This window comes from Sphingomonas trueperi (assembly GCF_011927635.1).
Taxonomy (GTDB): domain Bacteria; phylum Pseudomonadota; class Alphaproteobacteria; order Sphingomonadales; family Sphingomonadaceae; genus Sphingomonas; species Sphingomonas trueperi.
Map to the genome: position 1 here is coordinate 23,379 of NZ_JAATJB010000004.1, position 20,125 is coordinate 43,503.

A 20,125-nucleotide genomic window follows, 5' to 3' on the forward strand; every position below is an offset into this window, starting at 1 on the left:
CTGCAAAGGCCTTGATCTGGAGTCCCGAATGCCGGTTACCGTCCTTATCGTCGATGACAGCAAGCTTGCGCGCATCGTCGCCGGCAAGGCGCTCGCCGAGCTACAGCCGGAGTGGCAAAAGGCCGAGGCGGGCAGCGCAGCGCAGGCACATGAGGTGGTCGCCGCCCAGCCGGTGGACGTCTGCCTGATCGATTTCAACATGGCCGAAAAGGACGGGCTGGAACTTGCCGGCGAGCTCCGCGCTTTGCGCCCGGACATGCCCATCGCCATCATCACCGCCAACATTCAGGACGAGATCATCGCCCGCGCCCGTGCGATCGGGGCCGCCTTCGTTCCCAAGCCGGTCAGCGCGGACAGCCTGGAAGCGTTTCTCTCGGGCGCCGCGCTCCGCCTGCGATCGGCGAAGGCGTGATCCGCGACAGCGTGACGCTCGGCGAACTCGAGCGCGATGCGCTGACCGAGATCGTCAATATCGGCGTAGGGCGCGCCGCCTCCAGCCTGCGCAAGATGATCGGCGACCAGGTGACGCTGTCGGTGCCCGCGATCGACATCGTCAGCCAGCGCCGCGCGGCCCGGCTGATCAGCGAACGCGAGGCGGCCGAACTGGTCGCCGTGCGGCAAGATTTCGACGGTGCCTTTGCCGGCCGTGCGCTGCTTATTTTCCCCGAGAGCAACAGCCTGGAGCTGGTCCGAGCCGTAACCGGCGAAAGCCTGTCCGCCGAAGACCTGGCCGAGATGGAGCGCGAGGCGCTGACCGAAACCGGCAACGTCATCCTCAATTCCTGCCTCGCCACGATCGCCAACATGCTCAAGCGCTCGCTGGCGATGACCATTCCCGAGGTACTGCACGGCAACAGTGCGGCGCTGTTCGAGATCGACGATGCCGGTGACGAGGACGGGCTGGTGCTGTTCCTCTATATCGACTTCGCCGTGCGCAAGCGCGACATCCGCGGCTATATCGCGATGATCATGGACATCCCCTCGCTCGAAAAGCTGAAGGAACTGCTCGACGAGTTCATCGCCCGGGTGGTTGGGGACGATGGCTGAGGCAGGCGCCGAGCAGGTTCGGTCGATCCTCGCCGCCGCCGGTGCGAGCGGCAGCTGGGACTGGAACATTGCGGCCGACGCCCTGCGCATCGATTCGCGCTTTGCGGAGCTGTACGGGCTGGAACCCGAAGCCGCCACGAGGGACCTGCCGACGGCGACCTTCTTCGCCGCGATCCATCCGGCGGATCGACCGCGGATTCGCATCGCCGTGGCCGGCATGCTCGCCGGGGCCGAGCGTTTCTCCAAGGAATTCCGCGTACTTGCGCCGGACGGCTCGACCCTGTGGATGCACGGGCGCGGCCAGGCGCATCTGGACGAGAATGACGCGCCGGTGCGCTTCACTGGCTTGCTCATCGACGTCACTGAACGCAAGCGGACCGAGGAGCGGTTGCGCATCGCCCAGTCGGCGGGCGGCGTCGGCACGTTCGAATACAGTGACGGCTTCGCCACCGCCACCGTATCCAGCGAGTTCTGCCAGCTGCTCGGCCTGCATCCCGCCGCGGTGCTGCCGGTGCGGACGATCAACAGTGTGCTGTGCGATGGCGAGCCGCTGCTGCTGCCGCAACCCGGCAGCGATGCGATCGGGGATACGCTGGAGGCGGTGTTCCGCATCGTCCGCAATGACGATGGCAGCCATCGCTGGATCGCGCGCCGCGGCGAGGTCGTCCGCGAAGGATCCGGCTATCGCCTGATCGGCGTGATCTATGACGTCACCGCGGCCAAGGAGCAGGAAGCCAAGCTGCGCGAGCTGGCGGATACGCTGGAGATGCGCGTCCAGCAGGAAGTCGCCGAGCGGCGGGAGGCCGAGGAAGCGCTGCGCCAGGCCCAGAAGATGGAGGCCGTCGGCCAGCTGACCGGCGGCATCGCGCACGACTTCAACAACCTGCTGACCGTCATCATCGGCAATATCGACACGGTCGTCCGCCGGATGGACATGGACCACGATCCAAGGATGCGGCGTTCGCTGGAAAATGCGCTGAAGGGGGCGGAGCGCGCGGCTTCGCTCACCCAGCGACTGCTTGCGTTTTCGCGTCGCCAACCCCTCGAGCCCAAGACGATCGACATCGCGCGCGTGCTGACCGGCATGTCGGACCTGCTCACCCGCTCGATCACCGAGACGATCGCGATCCGGATCGACACCGACGCGGAGCTTTGGAAGGTCGAGGTCGATCCGCATCAATTGGAAAACGCGGTCCTCAATCTGGCGGTGAACGCGCGCGATGCGATGCCCAGTGGTGGCGGCCTGACCATCGAGGCCCGCAACGTCGAGGTGCGAGATGCACTTCCCGGCGGATGCCTGCCGGGCGCCTATGTCGTCGTCTCGGTGATCGACAGCGGCACGGGCATGTCGCCAGAGACGGTCGCCAAGGTCTTCGACCCGTTCTTCACCACCAAGGAAGTCGGCAAGGGTACCGGGCTGGGTCTGTCGATGGTCTATGGCTTCGTGAAGCAGTCCGGCGGCCACATCACCATCGACTCCACCGAGGGTCACGGCACGGCCGTACGGCTCTATCTGGCCCGCAAGCAGCAGGACGTCCTCCTGGAGGCCGAGGAGCGACGCCCCTCAGCGCGGATGGGCAACGCCGACGAGACCATCCTAGTGGTCGAGGATGACGACGACGTCCGCGCCTACACGGTCGGCATCCTGCGCGAACTGGGCTATCAGGTGGTCGAGGCGCAGGACGGCGATGGCGCGCTGCGGTTGCTCGGCGGCCACGACGTCGGCGCGACGCTGCTGCTGACCGACGTGGTGATGCCGCGCATGTCCGGTCCCGAACTGGCCAGCCGTGCGAGGGCGCTGCATCCGGAGCTGCGCGTGCTGTTCACGTCGGGCTATACGCGCGATGCCATCATGCGGGACGACCGGCTCGACCCCGATGTCGATCTTCTCTCCAAGCCTTTCACCTATGCCACGCTGGCCGCCAAGGTGCGGGAACTGCTCGACCGCGGACATTGATGCGGAGGAACAGGATCAGTAGGAAAGATTCAAAGTACGGTATTTATCGCCCGAGAGCTCAGCACCAGCACCTCCTAATGCGACACTGCAAATCACCCTGCAGGCCGCGCCCGGTCAGATGCGCTGCCCACCTATACGGCTTTCTCAAAAATGAGCCACGTATGGTTTTTGGTCCGCCGCGCTGTGCAGATACAGACTGGTGAGACGGAGGAAAGATTGCTTCTTCCGAAACCCGTCGTTCCCAAACATCCCCTTGAATGGCAGCAAAGTCCCACATCCCGCCCCGCCGCGCGTCAGCGCCACGGGCGGGCAAGGCGTCGGTCAACCAGGTACTGCCCCGCATCGCGCCCATTGACCGCGAGCGTCGCAAGCGTGCGGCCATAACGGTCCTCGCCCTGGCGCCGTAGCGTCACGCGTCCTTCCTCTAGGAATCTCGCCAGTGCGTCGCGGCTCCGCGTGGCCAGGGCATAGTCGCACCAGCCACGGCGCCGGCGATCGCGGCACTTGGGGCTGCCGCGCATTTCCGGCGCGTCGATGTTCGCGATTCGGATGCGCTCGCCGTCGCAACTTCGGATGGTGTCGCCGTCATGCACATTGGCGATGCACAGAGAGGCTGCGGAGAAGCATAAGCACGACCATGAGCGCCGGCTAAACCGGATCGCGGCGCTGTCCCAGCGGGGACCGGGCCAGGATCTGAAAGCGTTACCGCAACCCCTTCGTCACGATGCATATTTTTGGGGTTTCCTACACATCCGCGCGCCGGATATCGGAACGGAACAAGAACGTTTCACGAAGGGTCGACGGTGATGTGTAAGCCGGTGCTGCGGCTGACGCCGGGGTGCGAGCATGGGTGCGAGGAATGCGAGGCAACCTGCGCGGTCTTCGCGGCGCTGCGGGACGATTTGTGGCGGGAACTGGAGCAGCTGCACCGCGAGCGGGCATTGCACCCGCACCGGGTTAAGGCGCGAGATCTCGAAGCTGCGAAAGCGCAGCTGGCAAACGCCGAGCGAGAATTTGAGCGCGCTCGTCCTCCGTTGCGTCCTCAGGCACGATTCGAAGCATGGCCCGGAACATGGTTGCCAGCGCTTCCTCACTAGGCAGGGCGACCTGCAGGGTGACGAACTGCACCGGCCGCTCCGGCTCCAGGATAGGAGCATCGGGCGCGGGGTCTTCCGTCTCACCAGTCAGGTAGGCCGGGGACGTGCGTAGGATCCTCGCGATTACGTGAAGATGCTTCGACCCGCGCGACTCCCCCCGGATGAGGCCGTTGATCGTGCTTTGCCGCACGCCCACACGTCGCGCTAGCTCAGCCTGCGAAATGCCAATGGCCTTTAGCCGGTTATCGATGCGCTCGCCTATATTCATTGGGCAATTCCTAACGGCTTGCCGTTAGCGCGCCACAACAGACCTACGGTTGCCTCAACTACCGGAGCTCCGTTAGGCGAGCGACATGAGCATGGAGCTTTCCTTGGACACACCGCTGGCCAGAGCAGTTCGAGTGGCGGGTTCGCAGTCGTCCTTCGGGCGCATGATTGGTCGACGGCAATCAACTGTGAACCACTGGCTCAAGTACAATCGACCCCTTCCCGCGGAACACGTCCTTCGAGTCGAGGAACTGACAGGAGTTTCCCGCACCTTGCTGCGACCGGACATATATCCGGAAGGCCTTGATGTACCCCGCCCCTTGCTTCGCGTCGCGTGCGATCCAAGTCTGGCATCGAACGCCTACCACTTCTCCGATAACCCCGCGGGTCGCACTGCGGCGGAGGCTCCGGCGGCTCTGGCCGACCGGAGCCCCATCTCCTCCTTGTCGGCGCAGGTGCGCGCATGACGAAGCAGCGCATCCCCGGCACCTGGTCTGCCGCCGTTACGCAGATCGCCGAGCATCTGGGCGTTCGCCATGCCGCGCGCGCCGCCGGCGTGGGCGATCGGACGATCTACAAATGGTCTGATCCGATATGGCGACCACGCCTACCCTGGCGCAGGCCGCCGCGCTCGACCGCGCCTATGTCGCCGCGGGCGGCGCTTCGATGCCGCTGCTCGAATGCTATGCCCGCATGGTCGATCCGGCGACCGTCGAACTTGCCGCCTGCCCGCACGCGCTGGTGATCGAGATCGCGGACGTGGCCAGGGAAGCGGGCGAGGCCGTTTCGTTCAGCCTCGTCGCGAGCCAGTCGGACGCCAGCCGCGCCGCCATGCTCCGCGCGATGCACGAGACGCACGAGTCGATCCAGGCCGTCAGGTCGCTCTCGCGCCGCCTCAGCTCGATCTTCCGCCGCGGTGCGGAGCTGCGATCATCCATGCGGGGGAGCCTATGACCAGTCGACGTCGATTTTTCCGCTGCCCGGAATGCGGCGCGGGCGTGACGTGCCGCACGAGCGAGCAGGTGACGCCCACCGTCCGCGAGGCGCGGCTGCTGTGCGACAGTGACGATTGCGGCTGTGCCTTCGTCGTCCAGATCGTCGCCGTGCGCTTGGTGGTGCGGGGCATGAAGCCGAACCCGGCGGTGCACCTGCCCGTCGGCCGATGGCGCGAGCCTGCCAACGACGATGCACCGCGCCCGCCGGCCAATGATGACGAAGCGCCGCCGGAGGTAGCCGACACCGTCGGCACCTGATCGGCCGCCGCCCCACCCCAGCCTGAATGCCCGCCCCCGGCGCAACCGCGCGCCGGGCAACGCCCCCGCTTGCCTGAAAGGAAGCCATCGCGATGCAAGCCTATGCTCCCCCCTCGCCCCGCCCGCTGCGGATGGGCGCCTGCGCCTGCCCGGCGTGCCGGCGGACGCGCTGGATCCTCCGCCCGCTCGATCGCGCCTGCCTGCGCCTGCTCGCCGGCATCGGCGCGGGCTGGGCGGCGGTTCTGCTGTGGGAGGCGCTGCAATGATCGCGCCCCTGCCCGGCCCCGCGCCGTTGCGCCGCCGCGTGTCCGCCGCCTTGGTGCTGCAACCCAGCCTGTGGCCGGAACTGGTGGAGGCACCGCGCCTCACCCCTTCGGACTATCTGCGCCTCCGGCGGGTTGCCGCGCGCCTCTCGATCGCGGAAGCCGCCGATCGGCTGGTCGACAGCCGCGCCGATCACCGGCGCGCCGTGGCGTTTCTCCGCCGGCTGGAGACGCCGGGCCGCACTGCGCTCTATCGCTCCACGATCGCGCATCTGCTGCGGGCCTTCCCGTTCGATCCCGACGTCTATTGGCAGCTCGCCGAGGAGCCGCCTCACCGCCACCCGCGCATCTGCCGGGGCTGCGGCTGCTCGGCGCATGATCGCTGCGGGGACGGCGAAGGCGGCGCCTGCCGCTGGGTCGAGCAGGATCGCTGCTCCGCCTGCAGCCGGGGAGGCCGGACATGCGCCTGATCGCCAGGGCCGCCCGCGTGCTGCTCGTCACGCTGCTCGTCTGCGCCGCGCTGTGCAGCGTGCCGCTCCACCTGGTCCTGCTGCTCACCCGCGCCCAGGCGGCGCGGCGCTGATCGGCGCGAGGCGCGCGGGCGCCAGCCGCACCCACGTTGCACGCCATTTCCAACCATGGGCGACCGCTGCTCGCCCCCAATCCGAAAGAGCTGAACCATGTCGGAACTGATGCCCTTCACCGCACCCACGACCCATAGCGGCCGCCTGCTGAAGATGACCGAGGTCCGTCGCGAAACCTCGCTGCACCCGGCCACCATCTACCGCCAGATGCAGGCCGGCACCTTCCCAAACAGGTGCGAATCGGCCTTGGGCGCGTCGGATGGTGGGAGAGCGACATCGAAGCCTGGAAGCGGGCGTGCACGCCTAAGGCAGGCACCTAGCCGGCTCTCAAATCGGGCGCGCGAAATGGGGGCATTCGCGGGGGCACGGACTGAAAGGCTCTCAGAACATAAACGGTATAACAGGATAATAGACGATGCAGTCGACGGCCACCCCCTTCGCCACCGGACACTCCTCTACGGCGATTCGACCACGGGCAGCCGCGCCAGCGCGGCGGCGTCGAGCGTACTCACCAGCGCATTGTCCTTTACGCGCACCTCGGCCCAGGGCAGTCGCCGCAGGGTTTCGCCGACGCCGCCCACGCCCCCCTCGCGGATGACGAGGTGGGACAGGCCGCCGCCGGCGCACGCCAGCATGGCATCCACCGCATAGGCAAGTACCTCGCCGTCGCGGCCCTTCACCGGCATGCCGTCGAGGCCGGAGGCGGCGAAGAGGTTTTCACCGGGGCGCTCCCGGCTGCGTTCCTGCTCGACCTCGGCGGCGTCGCCGAAGCGGGCGCGGCGGCCCAGCCAACGCCAGATGCCGAACAGGTCGACCAATCCGAGGAAGATGTTGCTCCACAGCAACTGCGTCTGGTGCGTGGCGATGCCGACGACGATCCACGCGCCGGCGCCCACGGTGAACACGACGAAGCCCCAGCCGGTGACGCGCGCGCCGAGATTGGAAGCCGTCATCAGGGCGGCGATGCACGTGGCGGCAAGGGCCAGCCAGCCGGCGATGTCTGCCATCGTTCCTCCTTCGCTCCCGGTAAGCGCCGGCGACAGCGGAAATCGCGGCCGGTGCGTCGCTCTCAACGAGGCGATGCGGCGAAGGCTCCGCAGGGCCAAGCACGGCGAACCATGCCGCGCAGGACTGCTTTACATCGGCAATACAGCTGCTAGCTTTTCTGCGTGATTCCGACGGGGGAGTATCCTATGCTGCAGATCGACAATCTCACGCATGTCTACGGCAACGGCACCCGGGCGCTGGACGGGGTGACGCTGGCGATTCCGCCGGGCATGTTCGGGCTGCTCGGCCCCAACGGCGCCGGCAAGTCGACGCTGATGCGGACCATCGCCACGTTGCAGACCCCGACCTCGGGCAGCATCCGGTTCGGCGACCTCGACGTGATCGCCACCCCCGAGCTGCTCCGCCGGACGCTCGGCTATCTCCCCCAGGATTTCGGCGTCTACCCGCGCGTTTCGGCCTATGACATGCTCGACCATATGGCGGTGCTGAAAGGCATTGCGAGGCGCGGCGAGCGCAAGGAGACGGTCGAGGCGCTGCTCCACCAGGTCAACCTCTGGGCGGTGCGCAAGAAGGCGCTGGCCGGCTTCTCCGGCGGCATGCGCCAGCGCTTCGGCATCGCGCAGGCGCTGATCGGCAACCCCCAGCTGATCATCGTCGACGAGCCGACCGCGGGGCTCGACCCCGAGGAGCGCAACCGCTTCCTCAACCTGCTCGCCGAGATCGGCGACACTGTCGTGGTGATCCTCTCCACCCATATCGTCGAGGACGTGGCCGACCTCTGCCCGCGCATGGCGGTGCTCGCCGGCGGGCGGGTGCTGCTCGAAGGCGCGCCGCTCGCGCTGATCGACGAGACGCGCGGCCGGGTGTGGCAGAAGACGATCGCGCGCGACGAACTGGAGGCTCACCGCGAGCGCTACCGGGTGATCTCCACCCGGCTGTTCGCCGGCCGCACGATCATCCATGTCGTCGCCGACGGCGTGCCGGGCGACGGCTTCACGCCGGTGCAGGGCGGGCTGGAAGACGTGTATTTCTCGACGCTCGACGCCTCGCGTCGCGCTGCCTGAGGGAGGTGGCCATGTTCGCCGGCATCCTCGGCTTCGAGTGGCGCTACCAGCGCCGCAACCCGGTCTTCTGGGTCGCGATCGTGATCTTCTTCCTGCTCGCCTTCGGCGCGACCACGGTGGACCAGATCCGGATCGGCTCGGGCGGCAACGTCCACAAGAACGCGCCGTTCGCGATCGCGCAGATGATGCAGATCCTGACGCTGTTCTACATGTTCGTGGCAACCGCATTCGTCGCGAACGTGGTGGTCCGCGACGACGAAACCGGCTTCGGTCCGATCGTCCGCGCCACCCGCGTCACCAAGAGCGCCTATCTGTTCGGCCGCTTCGCCGGCGCTTTCCTGGCGGCGGCGCTCGGCTTCCTCGCGGTGCCGTTTGCGGTGTGGATCGGCAGCCACATGCCCTGGGTGGACCCCGAAACGCTCGGGCCGAACCAGCTCGGCTATTATCTCTCCGCCTATGTGGTGCTGGCGCTGCCCAACATCCTGCTGACCTCGGCGATGTTCTTCGCGCTGGCGACGATCACCCGATCGATGATGGCCACCTATGTCGGCGTGGTCGCCTTCCTGATCCTGTTCTTCGTCGCCAGCCTCGTGCTCGATCGCAACCCCGCCTATGAACTGGCCGGCGCCTATGGCGAGCCGTTCGGCGTCGGCGCGACCAGCTACCTGACCAAATACTGGACCGCAGCCGATCGCAACACGCTCACCATCCCGCTCGCCGGGCTGGTCCTGTGGAACCGGCTGATCGTCCTCGGCGTCGCTGCGGCCGCACTGGCGCTCGCCTATGCCCGGTTCGGCTTCTCGACCCGCCCGTCCAAGCAGGCGCGCAAGGCGGCCAAGGCCGCGGCAGCCGTATCCGAGACCATGGACGCCCCCCGCCCCGTAGGCCCGCTGCCGATGCCGCGCCACGACCGCGCCACTGCCTGGGCCCAGCTCGCCGTGCGGACCCGGCTGGAAATGGCGCAGGTGTTCAAGAGCCCGGCCTATTTCGTGCTGCTCGCGCTCGGGCTGTTCAATGCGATGGCGTCGCTGACAGATCTCGGCGAGATCGTGGGCACGCCGGTGGTGCCGGCGACGCGCGTCGTGATCGATCTGCTCAAGGGCGCCTTCGGGCTGATCCCGCTGATCATCGCCATCTATTATGCCGGCGAACTCGTCTGGCGCGAGCGCGACCGGAAGATGCACGAGATCGTCGACGCGAGCGCGATCCCCGACTGGGCGTTCGTGCTACCCAAGGCGCTGGCGGTGACGCTGGTGCTGTTCTCGACGCTGGTCGTCAGCGTGCTCGGCGGCATGATCATGCAACTGGTGCATAGCTACAGCCATTTCGAGCTGGGCAAATATCTGCTCTGGTACGTGCTGCCCGAGACGGTCGACTATGCCCTGCTCGCGGTGCTGGCGGTGTTCCTCCAGGCGCTCAGCCCGCACAAGTTCGTCGGCTGGGGACTGATGGTGGTCTACATCATCGGCCGGATGACGCTGGGCAATCTCGGCTTCGGCGACGTGCTGTACAACTACGCCCAGGGCCCACGCGTGCCGCTGTCCGACATGAACGGCCAGGGGACCTTCTGGATCGGCGCCTGGTGGCTGCGGCTCTACTGGTCGGCCTTCGCGGTGCTGCTGCTGGTGCTCGCCCACGGTGTGTGGCGGCGCGGTACCGAGACGCGGCTGCTGCCGCGCCTCCGCCGCCTGCCGCGCAAGCTCGCGAGTGGCGCAGGCCTGCTTGGCGGCGCGGCGCTGGCGGTGTTCGTGGCGACGGGCGTGTGGGTCTATATCAACACCCATGTCTGGAACATCTACCGGACGCCGGTCAGCGACGAGCGCGAACTCGCCGAATATGAAAAGACGCTGCTGCCGTTCGAGCGCGTGCCCCAGCCTTCGATCGCGGCGGTACGCGTCGCGGTGGATATTCGTCCGCAGCAACCGGGCCTGACCGCCGCCGGCCGGCTGACGTTGGTCAATCGCACCGGCAAGCCGCTCGATGCCATCCATGTCCGCATGGGCGATCGGATGACCAGGCTGATATCGGTGACGATCCCGGGCGGCACCGTCGCCAAGGACTTTCCCCGCTTCCAGTACCGCATCTACCGTCTCGCTACGCCGCTGGCGCCGGGCGGGACGACCACGCTCGACTTCCGCACCGAGCGGCGCCAGCGTGGCTTCGCCAATGGCGGCAACGACACCCGCGTCGTCACCAACGGCACCTTCGTCAACAATGCGGAATTCGTGCCGGTGCTGGGCATCGATCGCTCCGGCATGCTGCAGGACCGCGCCAAGCGCCGCAAATACAGCCTTCCCTCCGAACTCCGCCCGCCCAAGCTCGAGGACCTGGCCGGCACCCGGTTCAGCGCCTTCCACACCGACTGGATCAAGACCGACATCACCGTTTCGACCGATGCCGACCAGACGCCGATCGCGCCGGGCGACAAGGTGGCCGATCGCACCCAGGGTGGCCGCCGCACCGCGCGGTTCGTCACCACGGTGCCGATCCTCAACTTCTATTCGGTGCAGTCGGCCCGCTACCGGGAAAAGCATCTCCAGCACAACGGCATCGATCTGGCGGTCTATTACGACGCCCAGCACGGCGCCAATGTCGACCGGATGCTCGCCGCCTTCCGCCACGGGCTGGACTATTACCAGCCGGCATTCGGGCCCTATCAGTTCCGCCAGGCGCGGATCATCGAGTTCCCGGACTATGCCCAGTTCGCCCAGGCGTTCGCCGGCACCATGCCCTATTCGGAAGGCATCGGCTTCATCGCCGACCTGTCGGACCCCGAGAAGATCGATTACGTCACCTATGTCGCGGCCCACGAGCTCGGCCACCAATGGTGGGCGCACCAGGTCGTCACCTCGGACAACCAGGGCGCGACCATGGGCGTCGAGACGCTGGCGCAATATTCGTCGCTGATGATGATGGAGCACCTCTACGGCCGCGACCAGATCCGCCGCTTCCTCAAGTACGAGCTCGACCGCTATCTACGCAGCCGCGGCGGCGAGGTGATCGAGGAACTGCCGCTCGCGCGCGTCGAGAACCAGCCCTATATCCATTATCGCAAGGGCAGTCTCGCCATGTACCGGCTCAAGGACGAGCTGGGCGAGGCGCGGGTCAACGCGGCGCTCAAGCGCTATGACGCCAGGTGGCGCTTCCAGGGCCCGCCCTATCCGCGCAGCCTCGACCTGATCGCCGAATTCCGCGTCGGCGCGACGCCGGCCGAGAATGCGCTGATCACCGATCTGTTCGAGCGCATCACGCTGTACGACATCAAGACCCGCTCGGCGGTGGTGAAGAAGATGCCCGACGGCCGCTGGCGCACCACGCTGACGATCGAGGCGCACAAGCTCTACGCCGACGGCAGGGGCAAGGAGACCGAGGCGCCGATGGCCGAGCACGCCGAGTTCGGCGCGTTCCTGGCGATGCCCGGCCGCGGCAGCTTCGCCGCCAAGGACGTGCTGTTGCTCCAGCGCCTGCCGATCCGCACCGGCGTGCAGACCATCACGCTGCATACCAAGGCGAAGCCGGCGTTTGCAGGTGCGGATCCGTACAATGTGCGGATCGATCGCAACTCCGACGACAATGTGATCGGCACCACCAGCGGCTGAGGCGCCGCTTTGACGCCATGGGCGGGATCGGGCGCTGTTCGAGGCGCTTGATCCCCCCTGCCCTTGCCCCTAGACGCTGCCGGGAACCAACCTGTCTCAGGAAAGCGAGCTTATGGCGAAGATCAAGGTAGCAACGCCCGTCGTGGAGATCGACGGCGACGAAATGACGCGGATCATCTGGGAATGGATCCGCGAGCGCCTGATCCTTCCGTACCTCGACATCGATCTGAAGTATTACGATCTCTCGGTGCAGAAGCGCGACGAGACCAACGACCAGATCACCATCGATTCGGCCAATGCGATCAAGCAGTACGGCGTCGGCGTGAAGTGCGCGACGATCACCCCGGACGAGCAGCGCGTCGAGGAATTCAGCCTCAAGAAGATGTGGAAGTCGCCCAACGGCACGATCCGCAACATCCTGGGCGGCGTGATCTTCCGCGAGCCGATCGTGATCTCGAACGTCCCGCGCCTGATCCCAGGCTGGACCAAGCCGATCGTCGTCGGCCGTCATGCCTTCGGCGACCAGTACAAGGCGACCGACTTCAAGGTGCCCGGCAAGGGCAAGCTGACCATGAAGTGGGAAGGCGAGAATGGCGAGACGATCGAGCACGAGGTGTTCGATTTCCCGCAGGCCGGCGTCGCCATGGGCATGTACAATCTCGACGAGTCGATCCGCGATTTCGCGCGCGCCTCGATGAACTATGCGCTCGGCCGCAACTGGCCGCTGTACCTGTCGACCAAGAACACGATCCTCAAGGCCTATGACGGCCGCTTCAAGGACATCTTCGCCGAGGTGTTCGAGACCGAGTTCAAGGACCAGTTCCAGAGCGCCGGTATCGTCTACGAGCACCGCCTGATCGACGACATGGTCGCCTCGGCGCTCAAGTGGCACGGTGAATTCGTCTGGGCCTGCAAGAACTATGACGGCGACGTCCAGTCGGACCAGGTCGCGCAGGGCTTCGGCTCGCTGGGCCTGATGACGTCGGTGCTGATGACCCCAGATGGCAAGACGATCGAGGCGGAAGCGGCGCACGGTACCGTCACCCGCCACTATCGCCAGCACCAGCAGGGCAAGTCGACCTCGACCAACCCGATCGCATCGATCTTCGCCTGGACCGGCGGCCTCAAGTATCGCGGCAAGTTCGACGGCACCCCGGAGGTGACCCGCTTCGCCGAGACGCTGGAGAAGGTCTGCATCGAGACCGTCGAGAGCGGCAAGATGACCAAGGACCTCGCGCTGCTGATCGGCCCGGACCAGGCCTGGATGACCACCGAGCAGTTCTTCGAGGCGATCCGCGTCAACCTCGAGACTGCGATGGGCAGTTGGCAGTAAGCCGCCTCCCTCTACGTAAAGCTACGGAAAAGCCCGCCACTGGCGGGCTTTTCTACTTGCAATGCCGGGCCTCGCATCGTCTCTAAGGGGCATGACCGAGCGAGCAAAATCCGCCACCGGCCATCGGCCTTTCTGTTCCTCCCTTCCCCGCCCCGCGCCTGCACCTCGCCACCGGGACATCGCATGCTGAGCCTGTCCAACCACGGCTTCAGCGATACGCTGGTAATCCTCGGCGCTGCGGGCCTCGTCATTCCCGCCTTTGCGCGCTTTCGCATCAGCCCAGTGATCGGGTTCATCCTCGCTGGCCTGCTGGTCGGGCCGTTCGGGCTCGGCAGCCTGGTCGGCCGGGCGCCCTGGCTCTATTACCTGACCATCTCCGACGCGCACTCGATCGAGCCCTTCGCCGAGTTCGGCATCATCCTGCTGCTGTTCTCGATCGGGCTGGAACTCTCGTTCAAGCGGCTCTGGGCGATGCGCGCGCTCGTGTTCGGCACCGGTGCGGCCGAGCTGTTCGGGTCGGGGCTGATCCTCGCGGCACTGCTGTACCTGACCGGCCTGAGTACCGGTGGCGCGATCGGGCTCGGCCTCGCACTCGCCCTCTCCTCCACCGCGCTGGTGATCCCTATTGCGGGCACGACCAGCCCGGTCGGCCGCGCCGCCTTTGCGATGCTGCTGTTCGAGGATCTGGCGCTGGTGCCGATCATTTTCGGTCTCGGCGCAATGGCACCCAACCCCGATGGTGCCGGCGTCACCAAATTGCTGATGACACTGGGCATCGGCGCGGCGACCGTCGCCGCGCTGTTCGTCGGCGGGCGCATCGTGCTGCCCCGCATGTTCGCCCAGGCCGCGCGGACCAAGAGCCCCGAGCTGTTCCTCGCCGCCAGCCTGCTGGTGGTGATCGTTGCCAGCCTCGCTACCACGGCCGCGGGCCTCTCGCCGATCGTCGGCGCGCTGATCGCGGGCCTGCTGATCGCCGAGACCGAATATCACGGCGAAGTCGAAGCGATCACTGCGCCGTTCAAGGGCCTCGCGCTCGGCGTGTTCCTGCTCACCGTCGGCATGCAGCTCGATCTCGGCTTCGTCGCCGCCAACTGGGTCGCGCTGTTCGGGGCGAGCGTGCTGGTGATGGTGGTCAAAGTCGCGGTGACGACCGTGCTGCTGCGCTGGTCCGGTGCGCGCATGGGTACGGCCGCCGAGACCGGCGTGCTGATGGCGAGCCCATCGGAGACCACGCTGATCGTGCTCGGCGTCGCCGGTGCCGCCGGACTGATCGCGCCGGGCACCGCCGCGTTCTGGAGCGCGGTGACCGCGATCGGCCTCACCGCCACGCCGCTGCTCGCCAAGGCGGGGCGCAGCATCGCGCGCAAGATCGAGGGCAAGAATGGCGCGCAGATTGCCGACGAGGATCTTGCCCAAATCGAGGGCGGCACCGTGGTGATCGGCTTCGGCCGCGTCGGCCGCACCGTCGCCGAGATGCTGCGCCGACATGACAAGCCCTATGTCGCGGTCGATGCCGATATCGACACGGTGGTCCGCGCGCGCCGTGCCGGCTTCCATGTGCTGTTCGGCGACGTCACCCGCAGCGAGCTGGTCGACCAACTCCAGCTCGGCCGCGCGCGTGCGCTGGTGCTGACCATGGACGATCCGGTGCTCACCGTGCGGCTCACCAAGCGCGTGCGCGGCTGGGTGCCGACGCTGCCGATCATCGCTCGCGCCCGCGATGCCGGCCATGCCGCCGAGCTTTATCGCGCCGGCGCCACCGATGCGGTGCCGGAGACGCTGGAGAGTTCGCTGCAACTTTCGGAGGCGCTGCTGGTCGATCTCGGCCTCGGCGTCGGGCCGGTGATTGCATCGATCCACGAAAAGCGCGACGAGATGCGCCGCTCGATCAAGGAGGCCGCCGGTCTGCAACGCGACCCGCGGCTGACGCGCTCGCGGCTGAACGCCACCGCCGAACCCGACAAGGTCTAACCAAGATGCTGCTTCCCCTCGCCCTCGCCCTGCTCACCCCCCTGCAGGCCGAAGCCGTTCCCGATCCGCTAGCCCCGGCCAAGGCCGGGCGTATCCGCTGCATCGATCCCGACCGCAGCGCGCGTACCTGCGGCACTATCGTCCACTACACGCTGCGCGGCGACGGCGCGTTCGACGCGCTGGTTACCGGCGTGGTCAACCGCGACCCGCTGATCGTGCTCGAATATGCCACGTTCGGCCAGGTGCGCGACGGCATGGTGTGCAGCCGCATCCGCCCCGCGGACTTCAACAGCGGCAAGCTCACCAGCAACGGCACCGCGCTGAGCCCTGCGCTGGAGGCCAACACCCGCCTCAAGCTGATGGAAGCGCTCCAACCGCTCGCCGGGCATGAGCGCTGCTATCGTGATGCCGGCGCCGGCGAACTGACCGTCAATGTCACCATCGACGGCCTGCTGCGTCCGGAGATGAGCCAAACGGCGATCTGGGTGCTGCCCGAGGACGGCTACGCCCCCGGGCGCTGACCCTTTTGATCAGGCGGCGACGACAGCCTCTGCCAGCGCCGCCTTCACGGCCGCAAGCGCCTCGGCGCCCTTGGTCCCGTCCGGACCGCCGCCCTGCGCCATGTCCGGGCGGCCGCCGCCACCCTGGCCGCCGAGCACCGCGACGGCGACCTTCACCAGGTCCACCGCGCTGACGCCGATGCCGTCGGTGACGCCGACCGCGACCGATGCACGGCCCTCGTTCACCGCGACCAGCGCGACCACGCCATTGCCGATCCGCGCCTTGGCCTCGTCGACCGCACCGCGCAGGGCCTTGGCCTCGAGCCCGTCGAGCACCTGGCCGACGAAATTGATGCCGTTCACCTGCTCCGGACCCGCCGGCGCCGCGCCGGCACCGCCGCCGAGCGCCAGCGCCTTCTTGGCCTCGGCGAGCTCGCGCTCGAGCTTTCGGCGTTCCTCGACCAGCGCGGCGACGCGCGCCGGCACGTCGTCGGGTGCGGTCTTGAGGGCCGCCGCTGCCTCGCGCAGCCGCTCGTCGCGGGCGTTCAGCCAAAGTCGCGCGCCTTCGCCGGTCAGCGCCTCGATACGACGCACGCCCGAGGAGACGGCGCTTTCCGAGACGATCTTGAAGATCGCGATGTCGCCCGTCGCATTGACGTGCGTACCGCCGCACAGTTCGACCGAGTAGGACGCATCCTCGCCCAGACCCATCGACAGCACGCGAACCTCGTCGCCATATTTCTCGCCGAACAGCGCCATCGCGCCCGCGGCGATCGCATCGTCCGGGGTCATCAGCCGCGTCTCGACCGTGCCGTTGTGGCGGATCTGCGCATTCACATCGGCCTCGACCTGGGCGATCTGCTCGGGGGTCAGCGCGGAGGGGTGCGAGAAGTCGAAGCGCAGTCGCTCGGGCGCCACCAGGCTGCCCTTCTGGCTGACATGGGTGCCGAGCCGTTTGCGCAGCGCCGCGTGCAGCAGGTGGGTCGCCGAGTGGTTGGCGCGGACCTGGTCGCGATGCTCGACGTCGACCGACAGGTGGACCGCGTCGCCGACCGCGACTTCGCCGCTCTCGATCTTGGCATGGTGGGCATGCAGGCGGCCGAGCGGCTTCGACGTGTCATCGACGAGCGCGCGCAGCTTGTCGTTGCCGATCATGCCGACATCGCCCATCTGGCCACCGCTCTCACCATAGAAGGGCGTCTGGTTGGTGAGGATGGTCACCGTGTCGCCAGCAGCCGCCTTCTCGACCCGCGCGCCATCCTTGACCAGCGCCACCACCTGGCCTTCGCCCTCGGTGCTGACATAGCCGGTGAACTCGGTACCGCCGAGCTCGTCGGCGAGGTCGTACCACAGCTCTTCCGACGCCTTCTCGCCCGAGCCCTTCCAGGCGGCGCGGGCGGCGCGCTTCTGCTCGGCCATTGCCGCGTCGAAGCCGGCGCGGTCGACGCCGATCTCCTGCACGCGCAGCGCGTCCTCGGTCAGGTCATAGGGGAAGCCGAACGTGTCGTAGAGCTTGAACGCGGTCGCACCCGGCAGCGTATCGCCGGCCTTCAGCCCCTGCGTCGCCTCGTCGAGGAGGCGCAGGCCGTTGGCGAGCGTCTGGCGGAAGCGGGTTTCCTCCTGGAGCAGCGTCGCCTCGATCAGCGGCTGCGCGCGGACCAGCTCCGGATAGGCGGCGCCCATCTCGGCGACCAGCGACGGCACCAGCCGGTGCATCAGCGGATCCTTGGCCCCGAGCAGATGGGCATGGCGCATCGCGCGGCGCATGATGCGGCGGAGCACATATCCGCGGCCTTCATTGGCAGGCAGCACGCCGTCCGCGACGAGGAAGCCCGACGAGCGCAGGTGATCGGCGATCACGCGGTGGCTGGCGACCTGCTCGCCCGTAGCCGAGGTGCCGGTCAGCGCCGCCGACTGGTCGATCAGCGCCTTGAACGTGTCGATGTCGTAATTGTTATGGACGCCCTGCAGCACGGCGGCGATGCGCTCCAGCCCCATGCCGGTATCGATGCTCGGCCGCGGCAGGTCGCCGACGATCGCGTCATTTTCCTGCACGAACTGCATGAAGACGAGGTTCCAGATCTCGACGAAGCGGTCGCCATCTTCCTCGGGCGAGCCCGGGGGGCCGCCATAGATATGCTCGCCGTGGTCGTAGAAGATCTCCGAGCAGGGGCCGCACGGTCCATCCGAGCCCATCGCCCAGAAATTGTCCTTGGTCGGGATGCGGATGATCTTGTGGTCGGGCAGCCCGGCGATCTTCTTCCACAGGTCGAACGCCTGGTCGTCGGTGTGGTACACCGTCACGGTCAGCTTCTCGGCCGGGATGCCCCATTCCCTGGTGAGGAGCGTCCAGGCATGGGTGATCGCCTGCTCCTTGAAATAGTCGCCGAACGAGAAATTGCCGAGCATCTCGAAGAAAGTGTGGTGCCGGGCGGTATAGCCGACATTGTCGAGATCATTATGCTTGCCGCCCGCCCGCACGCACTTCTGACTGCTGGTCGCGGTGCTGTAGGGACGCGATTCCAGGCCGGTGAACACGTTCTTGAACGGCACCATGCCCGCATTCACGAACATCAGCGTGGGATCGTTGTGCGGCACCAGCGGCGCGCTGGGGACGCGGGCATGGCCCTGGCCCTCGAAATAGTCGAGAAACGAGCGGCGGATATCATTGGTCGACGTCATGAGGCCGACTTAGGGGCGGAGCGGCTTTCGCTCAAGCGAAACACGTCGATCAGCATGATCGTTCCGCATTCGCATCGGCCAGGCCTGCGCCCGGTGCGGATCAGCCCATCGGCTGGTCGATCGAGACCGGCGGGGTCGAGAACCACTTCGGGCCCGCTTCGGTCATGTGAAAGCAATCCTCCAGCCGCACGCCGAAGCTGCCGGGGATATAGATGCCCGGCTCGTTCGAGAAGCACATGCCCGGCGCCAGCGGCGTCTTCTCGCCGCGGACGAGGTTGACCGGCTCGTGCCCGTCGAGCCCGATGCCGTGCCCGGTGCGGTGCGACAGGCCCGGCAGCTTATAGTCCGGCCCATAGCCGAGCGAGGCATAATAGCCCCGCACCGCGTCGTCGACGCTGCCGGCCGGCGCACCGAGCTTGGCCGCGGCGAACGCCATTTGCTGGCCCTTCGCCACCGCGTCCCACACCTTGCGTTGCTCCACACTCGCGCTGCCATGGACGAATGTGCGCGAGACGTCGGACTGGTAGCCCATCACGTTGCAGCCGCAGTCCATCAGCACGATCGCGCCGTCGCTTACCGGCGAGGGCGTCTTGGTGCCGTGCGGATAGGCGGCACCCTCGCCAACCAGCACCATGCTGAACTCGGGATCGCCGCCCAGCTTGCGCGTCGCCGCATCCATCAGCGCCGAGACGTCGCGCTGGCGCATGCCCTTCTCGACCCGCGCATATACAAAGCGATAGGCGGCAATGGTGATATTGGTTGCGAGCTGCATCAGCGCCAGTTCGGCCGGGCTCTTGATCATCCGGCAGCCACGCACGACCGGGTTGGCCGAGGTGACCCGCAGTCCGTTCTTCTGCAGCCCATCGATCGCGAAGAAGCGCACCGTCTCCTCGATCCCGACCGGCAGTCCCGCCAGCTTGCGATCCTTGAGAAAGCCGGCGACGATCTTGAGCGGATCCTCGTCCTCCGGCCAGACGCGCACCTCGGCCGAAATCGCAAGCGTCTCGCGGGTGCGCGGTTCCTCGAAGAACGGCGTGACGATGCAGGGCTCGCCCTCGGCCGGCAGGATGGCGGCGGTGAGCCGCTCGCTGCGGCCCCAGCGGATTCCGGTGAAATAGACCAGGCTTGCACCGGGCTCGATCAGCACCGCCCCAATGCCGTTCGCCTTCATCAGCGCTTGTGCCTTGGCAAGCCGCGCGCGCCGCTCTTCGGGGCCGATCGGGCGGGCATTGCCGGTCATGTCCTGCAGCTGGGCAAGATCGGGCTCGGCCGCGCGGACGATTGCCGGCAGCCCGAGCAACGGCAGCGCTACCATGCCCCCGATCAGGTTCCGTCGCGTCGTTGCCCAAGCCGTCATCTCACGCCCTCGCTCTTGTATCGTCGCTCGCGTAGAACGAAGCGGGTCGGGACGGCAAGGATTTCGCGCCGGGATCGAGGATATGGGTATCAGACGCATCGCTGCCATCGTGCCGCTCTTGCTGCTGCTGGGGCTCCCGGCGG

Annotated in this window: 19 protein-coding genes; 14 read left to right on the plus strand and 5 right to left on the minus strand. The window is 67.2% G+C overall.

Annotation, left to right across the window (positions count from 1 at the left end; genetic code table 11):
- Positions 1–28 precede the first annotated feature (28 nt).
- The 3 genes from GGR89_RS07900 to GGR89_RS07910 are packed head-to-tail and all read left to right on the plus strand — an operon-like array spanning position 29 to position 3,004.
- A complete protein-coding gene (locus GGR89_RS07900; protein WP_125973659.1) occupies positions 29–412 on the plus strand; it encodes a response regulator in 384 nt (127 codons plus the stop codon).
- The gene (locus GGR89_RS07905; protein WP_125973656.1) at positions 409–1,047 is read left to right on the plus strand and encodes a chemotaxis protein CheX; all 639 of its coding nucleotides are present in this window, start codon (positions 409–411) and stop codon (positions 1,045–1,047) included. The genes GGR89_RS07900 and GGR89_RS07905 overlap by 4 nt, the downstream gene beginning before the upstream one ends.
- Positions 1,040–3,004, plus strand: a complete 1,965-nt coding sequence (locus GGR89_RS07910) for a hybrid sensor histidine kinase/response regulator (RefSeq protein WP_125973654.1) — start codon at positions 1,040–1,042, stop codon at positions 3,002–3,004. The genes GGR89_RS07905 and GGR89_RS07910 overlap by 8 nt, the downstream gene beginning before the upstream one ends.
- 293 nt (positions 3,005–3,297) lie before the next feature.
- Here the strand turns inward: GGR89_RS07910 and GGR89_RS07915 are convergent, their stop codons facing one another.
- Positions 3,298–3,597, minus strand: a complete 300-nt coding sequence (locus GGR89_RS07915; RefSeq protein ID WP_241213623.1) for a thermonuclease family protein — start codon at positions 3,595–3,597, stop codon at positions 3,298–3,300.
- A gap of 364 nt (positions 3,598–3,961) precedes the next feature.
- Entirely contained in the window at positions 3,962–4,369 is a 408-nt protein-coding gene (locus tag GGR89_RS07920; protein WP_125973650.1) for a helix-turn-helix domain-containing protein, read from the minus strand.
- A 91-nt stretch (positions 4,370–4,460) separates the two neighbouring features.
- Here GGR89_RS07920 and GGR89_RS07925 point away from each other — a divergent pair, with 91 nt between their 5' ends.
- The 6 genes from GGR89_RS07925 (at position 4,461) to GGR89_RS22635 (ending at position 6,467) form a co-directional block, all read left to right on the plus strand.
- Entirely contained in the window at positions 4,461–4,835 is a 375-nt protein-coding gene (locus GGR89_RS07925) for a transcriptional regulator (protein ID WP_277600093.1), read from the plus strand.
- Positions 4,836–4,962: 127 nt separating this feature from the next.
- Positions 4,963–5,322 carry a hypothetical protein gene (locus tag GGR89_RS07930; RefSeq protein ID WP_125973646.1) on the plus strand — a complete coding sequence of 120 codons (360 nt, stop codon included), beginning with the start codon at positions 4,963–4,965 and terminating at the stop codon, positions 5,320–5,322.
- Positions 5,319–5,621, plus strand: coding sequence for an ogr/Delta-like zinc finger family protein (locus GGR89_RS07935; RefSeq protein ID WP_125973644.1), 303 nt, complete (start codon positions 5,319–5,321; stop codon positions 5,619–5,621). The genes GGR89_RS07930 and GGR89_RS07935 overlap by 4 nt, the downstream gene beginning before the upstream one ends.
- A 92-nt stretch (positions 5,622–5,713) precedes the next feature.
- Positions 5,714–5,887: a hypothetical protein gene (locus GGR89_RS07940; protein WP_164521851.1), complete on the plus strand. Its 174-nt coding sequence runs from the start codon at positions 5,714–5,716 to the stop codon at positions 5,885–5,887.
- Positions 5,884–6,354, plus strand: coding sequence for a hypothetical protein (locus tag GGR89_RS07945; RefSeq protein ID WP_125973642.1), 471 nt, complete (start codon positions 5,884–5,886; stop codon positions 6,352–6,354). Before GGR89_RS07940 ends, GGR89_RS07945 begins: the two co-directional genes overlap by 4 nt.
- A complete protein-coding gene (locus tag GGR89_RS22635; protein WP_277600090.1) occupies positions 6,345–6,467 on the plus strand; it encodes a hypothetical protein in 123 nt (40 codons plus the stop codon). Before GGR89_RS07945 ends, GGR89_RS22635 begins: the two co-directional genes overlap by 10 nt.
- 456 nt (positions 6,468–6,923) lie before the next feature.
- On the opposite strand, the gene GGR89_RS07955 is transcribed toward GGR89_RS22635, so the two are convergent.
- On the minus strand, positions 6,924–7,475 hold the full coding sequence (locus GGR89_RS07955; protein ID WP_125973640.1) for a PRC-barrel domain-containing protein: 552 nt from the start codon (positions 7,473–7,475) through the stop codon (positions 6,924–6,926).
- Between the two features lie 186 nt (positions 7,476–7,661).
- Between GGR89_RS07955 and GGR89_RS07960 the strand changes: the two genes are divergently transcribed.
- The 5 genes from GGR89_RS07960 (at position 7,662) to GGR89_RS07980 (ending at position 15,964) form a co-directional block, all read left to right on the plus strand.
- Positions 7,662–8,540: an ABC transporter ATP-binding protein gene (locus GGR89_RS07960; RefSeq protein ID WP_125973638.1), complete on the plus strand. Its 879-nt coding sequence runs from the start codon at positions 7,662–7,664 to the stop codon at positions 8,538–8,540.
- 11 nt (positions 8,541–8,551) lie between these two features.
- Positions 8,552–12,139, plus strand: coding sequence for an ABC transporter permease/M1 family aminopeptidase (locus GGR89_RS07965; RefSeq protein ID WP_125973636.1), 3,588 nt, complete (start codon positions 8,552–8,554; stop codon positions 12,137–12,139).
- A 112-nt stretch (positions 12,140–12,251) separates the two neighbouring features.
- Positions 12,252–13,472: an NADP-dependent isocitrate dehydrogenase gene (locus tag GGR89_RS07970; protein WP_125973634.1), complete on the plus strand. Its 1,221-nt coding sequence runs from the start codon at positions 12,252–12,254 to the stop codon at positions 13,470–13,472.
- Between the two features lie 183 nt (positions 13,473–13,655).
- A complete protein-coding gene (locus tag GGR89_RS07975) occupies positions 13,656–15,443 on the plus strand; it encodes a cation:proton antiporter domain-containing protein (RefSeq protein ID WP_125973632.1) in 1,788 nt (595 codons plus the stop codon).
- 5 nt (positions 15,444–15,448) lie between these two features.
- A complete protein-coding gene (locus GGR89_RS07980) occupies positions 15,449–15,964 on the plus strand; it encodes a hypothetical protein (protein ID WP_125973630.1) in 516 nt (171 codons plus the stop codon).
- Between the two features lie 9 nt (positions 15,965–15,973).
- Here the strand turns inward: GGR89_RS07980 and alaS are convergent, their stop codons facing one another.
- Together alaS and GGR89_RS07990 are read right to left on the minus strand one after the other, a co-directional pair.
- Positions 15,974–18,625, minus strand: a complete 2,652-nt coding sequence (gene alaS, locus GGR89_RS07985; RefSeq protein WP_125973628.1) for an alanine--tRNA ligase — start codon at positions 18,623–18,625, stop codon at positions 15,974–15,976.
- Positions 18,626–18,725: 100 nt separating this feature from the next.
- Complete coding sequence (locus tag GGR89_RS07990) at positions 18,726–19,982, minus strand: M24 family metallopeptidase (RefSeq protein WP_425338750.1); 1,257 nt, start codon at positions 19,980–19,982, stop codon at positions 18,726–18,728.
- Positions 19,983–20,125 lie beyond the last annotated feature (143 nt).

Excerpts from the sequence above, each read along its gene's own strand:
- GGR89_RS07970 (WP_125973634.1), top strand. The coding sequence starts at position 12,252 with ATGGCGAAGATCAAGGTAGCAACGCCCGTCGTGGAGATCGACGGCGAC.
- GGR89_RS07910 (WP_125973654.1), top strand. The coding sequence starts at position 1,040 with ATGGCTGAGGCAGGCGCCGAGCAGGTTCGGTCGATCCTCGCCGCCGCC.
- alaS (WP_125973628.1), bottom strand. The coding sequence starts at position 18,625 with ATGACGTCGACCAATGATATCCGCCGCTCGTTTCTCGACTATTTCGAG.
- GGR89_RS07935 (WP_125973644.1), top strand. The coding sequence starts at position 5,319 with ATGACCAGTCGACGTCGATTTTTCCGCTGCCCGGAATGCGGCGCGGGC.
- GGR89_RS07920 (WP_125973650.1), bottom strand. The coding sequence starts at position 4,369 with ATGAATATAGGCGAGCGCATCGATAACCGGCTAAAGGCCATTGGCATT.
- GGR89_RS07965 (WP_125973636.1), top strand. The coding sequence starts at position 8,552 with ATGTTCGCCGGCATCCTCGGCTTCGAGTGGCGCTACCAGCGCCGCAAC.
- GGR89_RS07900 (WP_125973659.1), top strand. The coding sequence starts at position 29 with ATGCCGGTTACCGTCCTTATCGTCGATGACAGCAAGCTTGCGCGCATC.
- GGR89_RS07955 (WP_125973640.1), bottom strand. The coding sequence starts at position 7,475 with ATGGCAGACATCGCCGGCTGGCTGGCCCTTGCCGCCACGTGCATCGCC.
- GGR89_RS07930 (WP_125973646.1), top strand. The coding sequence starts at position 4,963 with ATGGCGACCACGCCTACCCTGGCGCAGGCCGCCGCGCTCGACCGCGCC.
- GGR89_RS07960 (WP_125973638.1), top strand. The coding sequence starts at position 7,662 with ATGCTGCAGATCGACAATCTCACGCATGTCTACGGCAACGGCACCCGG.
- GGR89_RS07990 (WP_425338750.1), bottom strand. The coding sequence starts at position 19,982 with ATGACGGCTTGGGCAACGACGCGACGGAACCTGATCGGGGGCATGGTA.
- GGR89_RS07945 (WP_125973642.1), top strand. The coding sequence starts at position 5,884 with ATGATCGCGCCCCTGCCCGGCCCCGCGCCGTTGCGCCGCCGCGTGTCC.
- GGR89_RS07980 (WP_125973630.1), top strand. The coding sequence starts at position 15,449 with ATGCTGCTTCCCCTCGCCCTCGCCCTGCTCACCCCCCTGCAGGCCGAA.
- GGR89_RS07925 (WP_277600093.1), top strand. The coding sequence starts at position 4,461 with ATGGAGCTTTCCTTGGACACACCGCTGGCCAGAGCAGTTCGAGTGGCG.
- GGR89_RS07975 (WP_125973632.1), top strand. The coding sequence starts at position 13,656 with ATGCTGAGCCTGTCCAACCACGGCTTCAGCGATACGCTGGTAATCCTC.
- GGR89_RS07940 (WP_164521851.1), top strand. The coding sequence starts at position 5,714 with ATGCAAGCCTATGCTCCCCCCTCGCCCCGCCCGCTGCGGATGGGCGCC.
- GGR89_RS22635 (WP_277600090.1), top strand. The coding sequence starts at position 6,345 with ATGCGCCTGATCGCCAGGGCCGCCCGCGTGCTGCTCGTCACGCTGCTC.